Consider the following 6,449-nt stretch of genomic DNA (forward strand, 5'->3'; position numbering starts at 1 on the left):
AAGGCGGGCCTGGCCGGGCTGAGGCGGGACTGGGGGCGCCGGGGGCGGGTCGGCTAGGCGTCCGTGGAGTCGTCGGCCGAGCGGTCCGTCGTGCGGTCTGCTATGCGGTCGGGCGAGCGGTCCGGGACGCGGTTCGCCGTGCGGGCGGTGGACCGGCCGCGTATGCCGTAGGACACGGCTGCCGCCGCGCCTCCGAGCAGCAGACCCGCAAGGAGGAGCGGGAACGCCATGAACCACGGTGTGTCCCAGATGCCGCCCGCGTCGCCCGCGTAGGCGATGGCCGCTATCAGCAGGAACAGGCCAAGGACCAGCTTGCCGGGATGGAACTCATGACGTAGCACGGGCCACCTCCACCTGTCCGATGCCTACCTCGACGCGCAGCTCGAGTGTGCCGCCGTCCTTGCTGCCCGCGGGCGGGGTCAGCGTCACCGACTTCCCCTTGCCCGGAGCGATGTCCACGTCTCTCTTGGGGTCGTCCGGCAACTGGATGTCACCGACGCCCACTTCGATGTCCAGCTTCACCGTGCTGTCCTTCGGCAGGATCACCTTCAGCTGCCCCGCTCCCAATTCGGCACTGGTGCTCACCGTCCGGCCCTTGGCGGGGCCGGCGCGGGTCAGGTCGAGTGTGCCGAGGCCTGTCCCCAGTTCGTACTGGGGCTTGACCTGTTCCACCGCGGTCGGTCGCCACTCCGTCTCCGCCCAACTGGTGCTGATGTCCTTGGGCAGCACGGCCGCGCCCGCGAGCAGCGCGGCCGTGATCACCGAGAGCACGATCGAACCCACGCCGGTGCGCCCGAGGAAGGCGCTGAGCGCGATGCCGATGCCGAACACGGCGAGCGCGAGGGCGAGGCCGGTCTGCAGGCTGATGCTGAGCGACTGCTCCTCCCAGGTGAGGGCGGTGCCGAGACCGCCGGCGAGCAGCGCTCCCAGGAAGACGAAGCCGCCGATCCAGCGCGGACCGCGCGGCTTTGGCCGGGGGGCCGCCTCGGGCTCCCGCCGCCGTATCGGCCCGTGCGGGGGATCGGGCTGGTACTGGACGGCCACTCCCTCAGGCCCCCAGAAATAGCCCGAGATCCCGTCGTGCGTGCCGTCTTTGATGATCGGGTCCCGCCACCACGAAGGGGCACCCGCCACCGGCGGTGCCTTCGCCTCGGGCGGGGCGTCCGCCACGGCCTGGGCCGCCACCGGGTCGGGAGTGGTCGTGCCGCGCTGCTGCGACCAGTACCCCGCGCCTGCGAGGAGCAGCGCGAGGACGGCGGCGAAGGTGAGCGCCCCGCCGTTGTTCAGAAGGGAGAGGAAGACGCCGCAGCCGACGAGCGCGAAGAGCACGGCCGTCAGTGCCTGGCCGTCCACCCGGCCGGAGAGAAGCCTGCGTGCCTCGTTCTCCTCCTCGTCCTCGTAGGGAACGAACAGCCACGCGAAGCCGTAGAAGACCAGGCCGAGGCCGCTGGTGATCGAGAGGAGCGCGAGCCCGATCCGGAAGATCACCGGGTCCATGTCGCAGTGCTGACCGAGCCCCGCGCACACGCCGCCCAGCCTTTTGTGCCGCCGGTCGCGGCGGAAGGCCCGCACGAACAGCGGCCCACCCGGCTCCTGCGCCGTGGCGGTGAGGGGATCGCGCGGCGCGGCCTGCGGGCCCGTCCCGGCGGGCTGCTCGTCTGTCATGTGTCCATGGTGACGGGCCGGAGGCCGCCGCGGCAGCCGGGACAACCCTGGACGAACCCTGAGATCGCCCCTGACACGTCCCTGCCCCGACCGCCGCGCCCCCGCCGTCCGGGGTGGAGATCAGGGGCGTCTCGGGGGTCGACCCTGATGCCCGCGCCCGCGTACGCGTGTGAATATCGGAGGCATGCCGGAAGCCGCAGCAGTATCCATCGAAGACGAGCGGCCGCTGCGAAAGCTCTATCGCAGCGGTGACGGCCGTTGGCTCGGCGGTGTCGCACGCGGCCTCGCCGGTCATCTCGGGCTGCCCGTCGTCTGGGTGCGGCTGATCTTCGCCGGCCTGTTCATGGCGGACGGGCTCGGCGCACTGCTGTATGCGGCGTTCTGGTTCTTCGTGCCGCTGGGCGTCGGCGGGGTCGACGCCCAGCGCCCGCCGTCCGCTGTCACCAGCGAGACGGCCCCCGACGGGCGCCGCAGACTCGTGGCCCGCAAGCCGGACAAGGGCCAGCTCGTCGCGCTGCTCGCGATGGTCGTCGTCGCCATGGTCTTCGTCGGCAACGTGGATCTGGGCAGCTCGACCAAGGCCTATCTCTGGCCGACCCTGCTCGTCGGCGCCGGTGTCGCCCTGGTCTGGCGGCAGGCCGACAACGCACGCCGGGCCCGCTGGATGGCCGTCGGCCGCCGCAGGCGCACCCTGACCATCGCCCGCGCGGGTGCCGGAGTGCTGCTCGTGGGCGCCGGTGTCACCGGCATCGTGGTGCTGCAGGGCTCCACCTCGCACCTCAGCTCCGTGCTGCAGGCCGCGCTCGCCGTGCTCGTCGGCGTCGCGCTGCTCGCCGGCCCCTATCTCGTGCGCATGATGCAGGACCTCTCCGAGGAGCGGTTGATGCGTATCCGTGCCCAGGAGCGGGCGGAGGTCGCCGCCCATGTGCACGACTCGGTCCTGCACACCCTGACCCTGATCCAGCGCAACGCCGAGAACGCCTCAGAGGTGCGCCGCCTGGCCCGCGCCCAGGAGCGTGACCTGCGCCAATGGCTCTACAAGCCCGAGGGCACGGGCAAGGACGAGGCGGATGAGCCCGACACCCTCGCCGAAGCGGTCCGGCGCGACGCCGCGGAGGTGGAGGACAAGCACGGCGTCCCCATCGAGGTCGTCATAGTCGGTGACTGCCCGCTCGACGACCGGCTGACGGCGCAGACGCAGGCCGCGCGGGAAGCAATGGTGAACGCCGCCAAGTACGGTGGCGATGGCGGTGCGGTGCAGGTCTTCGCCGAAGTCGAGGGGCAGACGGTGTTCGTGTCCGTCCGGGACCGTGGCCCCGGCTTCGATCTGGATTCCGTGCCGGACGACCGCATGGGCGTACGAGAATCGATCATCGGCCGTATGCAGCGCAACGGCGGCACGGCGCGGCTGCGCGCGGTGCCGGGGGGCGGCACGGAAGTCGAGCTGGAGATGGAGAGGACGGCGACGACATGAGCGACGCGAGTGAGCCCGTGGGGCCCAGGGGCGGATCAGAGGGTGCGGCCGAGCCGTCGGCCGATGCGGTCGGTGCTGCCGGTGCTGCCGGTGCCGCCGTCGGTGGTGACCAGGAGGGGCGCCGAGCGCGCGTCGTCCTCGTCGACGACCACCGGATGTTCCGCACGGGCGTCCAGGCGGAGATCGGCAGGACCGCGACCACCGGTGTCGAGGTCGTCGGCGAGGCCGCGGACGTCGACCAGGCGGTCACGGTCATCACGACGACGCGCCCCGAGGTCGTGCTCCTCGACGTGCACCTTCCGGGCGGCGGCGGTGTCGAAGTGCTGCGCCGCTGCGCTCCGTTGATGTCCGATGCCGAGAGCCCTGTGCGGTTCCTCGCGCTCTCCGTCTCGGACGCCGCGGAGGACGTCATCGGGGTCATCCGCGGCGGTGCCCGCGGCTATGTCACCAAGACGATCACCGGCACCGACCTGGTCGACTCCATCTTCCGTGTGCAGGACGGCGACGCGGTCTTCTCGCCGCGTCTCGCCGGTTTCGTCCTCGACGCCTTCGCGTCGACCGACGCGCCGCCGGTGGACGAGGACCTGGACCGCCTCACCCAGCGCGAGCGCGAGGTGCTGCGGCTCATCGCGCGCGGGTACGCGTACAAGGAGATCGCCAAGCAGCTCTTCATCTCCGTGAAGACGGTGGAGTCGCATGTGTCGGCGGTGCTGCGGAAGCTCCAGCTGTCCAACCGGCACGAGCTGACGCGGTGGGCCACCGCGCGGCGGCTGGTCTGACGGTCGGGCCGGTCCTGCCTTCGTGGACGGTCAGGCCTTGGTTCAGTGGTGCGCGCCGTTCGTGGCGGAGGCGGGGCCCAACTTCCGTATCGCCCAGCGGTAGTGGCCCACTGCCTTGGTGATGCCGATGAGACCCGTCAGCCACAGGATGAGGCCCGTGCCCATGCCGAGCACGACGTCGCTGTACGAGTCTCGTCCGGGTTCGGCGTAGGCGGCGGCCGCGAAGGACGCCCACAGGCCGACCGCGCAGACGAGGAAGGACGAGAGGAGCCAGCAGAGGCTGAGGCCGGGGGAGCGGAGAGCGGCGTCGGATGGCGGGTGGCTGTCCAGCGCCAGCCAGCTTTCGGTGAGTTCGCGGGCCTTGCGGTCGCTGCGTATACCGACGACGACGCCGATCACCGAGGGAGTGAGAGCCCCGAGGCCCAGGACCGCGCAGAGCGGGCCCAGGACGAAGGCCGTCGGATCGTGGTCCTCGATCATCTCCAGCGGCACCGTCAGGAGCGCCCAGCCGATGACGCAGCCGAGCGCGAACAGCCAGAGCAGCAGGATCCGGTGTATCCCAAGGCTCCGCCTGCGCAGCTCTTCGAGCGCCGTGCCGCGGTCGTGCAGCAGCGCGTTGCGGTCCGGCCAGGTGCGCAGATAGGCGGGTGGCGGAGGCGGCGGCAGCGTACGGCGGGGCATGGCCCTGACAGTACCTGCGGGTCCGCGAGGCCCTACAGGCCACCCGCGCGGTCCTCGCCCCCGCCCACATGGCCCCTCACGCCACCCGAGCGGCCCCCGCGAACGGCATCTGGCTGATCGGCGCCAGGCGCACCGGTGCGCTCGGATTCGGGGCGTGGATCATCTGGCCGTTGCCCACGTAGATCCCGACATGGCTGATGCCCTGGTAGAAGAAGACCAGGTCTCCGGGCCGGAGTTGAGAGCGCGGGATCCGTTGGCCCTCGTTGATCTGCGCGTACGTCGTGCGCGGCAGGGCGACCCCCGCAGACCGGTAGGCGGCCTGGGTGAGACCCGAGCAGTCGAAGGCGTTGGGGCCGGTGGCGCCCCATACGTACGGGCTGCCGAGCGCCTTGTAGGCGTACGAGACAGCCGCTGAGGCGCGGGAGTTGGGGGCCTTGGCCGAGCCGTTCAGGGAGCCGTCACGGCCCGCTGCGCGGGAGGCCCTGTCGCCGTCGCCCGTGAGCTTCGCGCGCTGCTCGGCGGTGAGCTGCGACAGGAGCCGCTTGGCCGCGTCGAGCTTTCCGGTGACGGTCTTCTTGTTCTTCTTCAGCTCCGCTTGGCGGGACCTGAGGTCCACGAGTGTGTCGTCGGCCTCGGTGCGCAGCTGGTCTATCTCCTGGAGCTGCTTCTGCACGCCGGTGACGGCCGCGGCCTGGCGGCTGTCCGCGCGGTCGGCGAGCGCGGCACGCTCGAGGTACTGGTCGGGGTCGGAGGAGAGCGCGAGCTGGACGGCCGGGTCGATGCCACCGGTGCGGTACTGCGCTGCGGCGATCGAACCGAGACCCGCGCGCGCCGAGTTGAGCTTCTCCGTCTTGCGGGCCGCTTCGTCACGCAGCTCATCCAGGGACTTCTCGGCGCTCTCGGCCTTCTCCTTGGCGCCGTTGTACTTCTCGGTGGCGATCTCCGCCTCGCGGTAGAGCGCGTCGACCTTGGACTTCACTGCGGCCGGGGTGAGCCGCGGATCCGCGTGTCCTGTGCCGTCGAAGGCGGTGACCGTGGCGGCCCCGGCGAGGGCGATGGTGGCGGCGGTGCGGGCCGTATGGCCACTGAGCGAGCGCTTTTTGGGCTTGCGGTGCGCTGCCACGTAGAGGCTCCTTAAGGTTCCGGCGGCGGCCCGCACAGGGGGAGCGGACCGCCGCCGGATTCTCGGCGGTGGTGTCCGACTGCCGCCCCCGATCCGGGCGGCGGTGGGGAGCCGGTCACCTGACGAAGGACGCTAAACCTGACCGTCACGGCTTGGTGACGGATTGTGCGCAACTGGCTGAAGTGCGCCGCCGGTGACCGAATGTGACTGTGCGATCTGCCGGGGCGGGCGCCCTTCCCGTAGGTGTGTGACCGATGCGGCGCTTGTGGCCCACCTGGCTACTGAGTGGTGATAAGGCCCCGGCTAGGCTCCGGACTCATGGACGTTCTCACCCATCTCTTCGTCGGCCTGCACATCATCGGCATCGCTTCTCTCCTGGGCGGCTTCCTCACTCAGATGAAGCAGATGGGCCAGGGCACGGCCCGCTTCAACCCGGCGATGCTGCACGGCGCGCTGACGATGCTCGTCACGGGCGTCGTCCTGGTGGGTCTCAACCAGGCGGACGACAACCCGGTCAACAACCTCAAGATCGGCATCAAGATGGCCGTGCTGATCGTGATCCTCGCGCTGGTCTACGTGAAGCGTGACGAGGAGAAGGTGGACAAGGGGATGTTCGGCGCCGTCGGTCTTCTGACCGTCGCGAACATCTTCATCGCGGTGCTGTGGACCTGACCTGACCTGACCTGACCGCAGATTACGGGCACATGAGAACGGCCCTCCACACGCG

General features: G+C 70.7%; 7 protein-coding genes. 3 read left to right on the forward strand and 4 right to left on the reverse strand.

Going from position 1 to position 6,449, the window contains the following annotated elements; all coding sequences use genetic code 11:
- Positions 1-53 precede the first annotated feature (53 nt).
- Together ACFQ7F_RS28115 and ACFQ7F_RS28120 are read right to left on the reverse strand one after the other, a co-directional pair.
- Entirely contained in the window at positions 54-341 is a 288-nt protein-coding gene (locus ACFQ7F_RS28115) for a hypothetical protein (protein WP_383275823.1), read from the reverse strand.
- The gene (locus ACFQ7F_RS28120; protein WP_383275826.1) at positions 328-1,665 is read right to left on the reverse strand and encodes a PspC domain-containing protein; all 1,338 of its coding nucleotides are present in this window, start codon (positions 1,663-1,665) and stop codon (positions 328-330) included. The genes ACFQ7F_RS28115 and ACFQ7F_RS28120 overlap by 14 nt, the downstream gene beginning before the upstream one ends.
- Before the next feature lie 184 nt (positions 1,666-1,849).
- On the opposite strand from ACFQ7F_RS28120, the gene ACFQ7F_RS28125 reads away from it, so the two are divergent.
- Positions 1,850-3,139: a PspC domain-containing protein gene (locus ACFQ7F_RS28125; protein WP_383275829.1), complete on the forward strand. Its 1,290-nt coding sequence runs from the start codon at positions 1,850-1,852 to the stop codon at positions 3,137-3,139.
- Positions 3,136-3,918, forward strand: coding sequence for a LuxR C-terminal-related transcriptional regulator (locus ACFQ7F_RS28130; protein WP_383275832.1), 783 nt, complete (start codon positions 3,136-3,138; stop codon positions 3,916-3,918). The genes ACFQ7F_RS28125 and ACFQ7F_RS28130 overlap by 4 nt, the downstream gene beginning before the upstream one ends.
- Positions 3,919-3,960: 42 nt before the next feature.
- Here ACFQ7F_RS28130 and ACFQ7F_RS28135 read toward each other — a convergent pair whose 3' ends face one another.
- A complete protein-coding gene (locus ACFQ7F_RS28135; RefSeq protein WP_383275835.1) occupies positions 3,961-4,599 on the reverse strand; it encodes a hypothetical protein in 639 nt (212 codons plus the stop codon).
- A 76-nt stretch (positions 4,600-4,675) separates the two neighbouring features.
- Positions 4,676-5,722: an NlpC/P60 family protein gene (locus tag ACFQ7F_RS28140; RefSeq protein ID WP_383275838.1), complete on the reverse strand. Its 1,047-nt coding sequence runs from the start codon at positions 5,720-5,722 to the stop codon at positions 4,676-4,678.
- Between the two features lie 318 nt (positions 5,723-6,040).
- On the opposite strand from ACFQ7F_RS28140, the gene ACFQ7F_RS28145 reads away from it, so the two are divergent.
- Positions 6,041-6,394: a hypothetical protein gene (locus tag ACFQ7F_RS28145; protein ID WP_365862628.1), complete on the forward strand. Its 354-nt coding sequence runs from the start codon at positions 6,041-6,043 to the stop codon at positions 6,392-6,394.
- The last annotated feature ends 55 nt before the right edge of the window (positions 6,395-6,449 follow it).

The organism is Streptomyces sp. NPDC056486, assembly GCF_042795295.1.
GTDB lineage: Bacteria > Actinomycetota > Actinomycetes > Streptomycetales > Streptomycetaceae > Streptomyces.